Annotated in this window: 2 protein-coding genes and 1 pseudogene; all 3 read right to left on the reverse strand. The window is 65.2% G+C overall.

The genetic code is table 11. The features are described from left to right. Positions 1-724, reverse strand: a 724-nt coding sequence (locus V7067_RS17615; RefSeq protein WP_334177185.1) for an ABC transporter substrate-binding protein, incomplete at its 3' end; no start/stop codon positions are given. A 116-nt stretch (positions 725-840) separates the two neighbouring features. Continuing rightward, entirely contained in the window at positions 841-1,827 is a 987-nt protein-coding gene (locus V7067_RS17620) for an ABC transporter permease (RefSeq protein ID WP_334177186.1), read from the reverse strand. Positions 1,828-1,843: 16 nt separating this feature from the next. After that, positions 1,844-2,014: pseudogene (locus V7067_RS17625) on the reverse strand (D-xylose ABC transporter ATP-binding protein); the annotation flags it as partial.

Consider the following 2,014-nt stretch of genomic DNA (forward strand, 5'->3'; position numbering starts at 1 on the left):
CGACCTTGCCCGCCTTGCCGGACTGCACCAGCGCGCGGCCCATGCCGATGGCGGTCGGCTCGTTGGCGCCGAAGATGCCCTTCAGGTCCGGGTTGGAGGTGAGCACGTCGGTGGTCTGGTTCAGCGCGGTCGCCATCTGCGACTGCGAATAGAACGGGCCGACGATCTGCAGGTTGGAATGGGCCTTGAGATAGTCGGTGAAGCCGCCGACACGGCCGATTTCCGATCCGGCGCCGGCCACATAGGACATCACCGCGACCTTGCCTTCCTTGCCGATGCGCTCGATCAGCGCCTCTGCGCAGAGTTCGCCGGCCTTGCGGTTATCGGTGGCCAGGAAGGACTGGTAATATTGCTTGCCGCTGTCGGCGATCTGGCTGTCGATGAGGATCACCGGAATGCGGGCTTCCCACGCCTTCTTCACCGCCGGCACCAGCGCATCGGGGTCGGAGGGGGCGAGCACGATGCCGGCGACCTTCCGGTTCACGGCATTTTCCACCATGTTCACCTGATCGGCGATGGCGGATTCCGCGGCCGGGCCCTGGAAGGTCAGCGTGTAGCCCTCGCCCACCTCCTTCATGGCCGCATCGGCGCCCTTCTGCACGTTCTGCCAGAAGGTCGAGTTCACCGTCTTCACGATGACGGCGATTTCCTTATCGGCCGCCTGTGCCGAGAACGACCACAGCGCCACGGCGGACACGACGAGACCGGACAGCAACTTCTTCATGCGTTTCACTCCTGAGGGTGAAGGATTATTTTCCTTCTTGGGGAACGGGGAACTTCGGAGAACGAAGAACTTCCGGGAACGGAGATCCGGGAAGCGGCCGGAAGGGCCGTCTCCCGTCAGCGGCGGTTGCGCAGCCGGTCGATCCACACGGTGACCAGAATGACGAGGCCGATGATGATCTGCTGGGTGAAGGCGGAGACGCCGTTCATGTTGAGGCCGTTGCGCAGGATGCCGATGACAAACGCGCCGATGGCCGTGCCGGAGATGGTGCCGACGCCGCCGATGAGCGACGTGCCGCCGATGACGGCCGAGGCGATGGCATCGAGCTCGTACATCACGCCCTCGTTGGGCTGGGCGGTGACGAGGCGGGACATCAGCACGCAGCCGGTGAGGCCCGCGAGCGTGCCGGAAATGACGTAGGTGATGAGGGTGACGCGGTTGACGTTGACGCCGGAAAGCCGCGCCGCCTCGGCATTGGAGCCGACGGCATAGATGTGGCGGCCGAGCACGGTGCGGTTCAGCATGACGGCTGCGGCAAGCCCGATGACGATCATCAGAATGACCGGATAGGGGATGCCCGGGAAGACGACGTTGGGAAAGCCGTCGTCGCCGATGGTGACCACGCGGAACAGGGCGCCGTTGCCCAGTTCGCCGAAGGCATCGCCCAGACCCGACACCGCGCGGGCGCCGGTGATCTGCAGCGCCACACCGCGTGCAACCATCATCATGCCGAGGGTGGCGATGAACGGCGGCAGCTTCATCTCCGTCACCAGCAGGCCGTTGATGGCACCGCAGGCGGTGCCCACCAGAATGCCGATGACCATGGCAACCGGCACCGGCAGGCCGAGATTCTTGACCGCCAGTGCCGCGACCACGCCCGCCAGCGCCAGCACCGAGCCGACCGAAAGGTCGATGCCGCCGGTGATGATGACGCAGGTGGCGCCGATGCCGAGCAGCGCAATGGAGGTCACCTGCAGGGCGATCGTCATGCCGTTGTTCAGCGTGAAGAACGCGCTGGAGGTGAGCGAGAACACCGCCGTGAGGGCAACGAGCGAGCCGAGCGCGGCGAACTTCTGGATCAGGTCTTTCTGCTTGTCGTTCATGGCCGGCCGGCGCCCTTCAGTGATGCGCCCCCGGCACGTGGCCGGACGCATAATGCATGATCTCTTCCTGCGTGGTCGTGCGGGCATCCACGACACCCCTGATGCGGCCCTCGTGGAACACCGCAATCCGGTCGCTCATGCCCATGACCTCGGGAAGCTCGGAACTGATGAGGATGACGCCGAAGCC

It is taken from the genome of Pseudoxanthobacter sp. (assembly GCF_036822375.1).
In the GTDB taxonomy this organism is placed as follows: Bacteria; Pseudomonadota; Alphaproteobacteria; order Rhizobiales; family Segnochrobactraceae; genus Pseudoxanthobacter.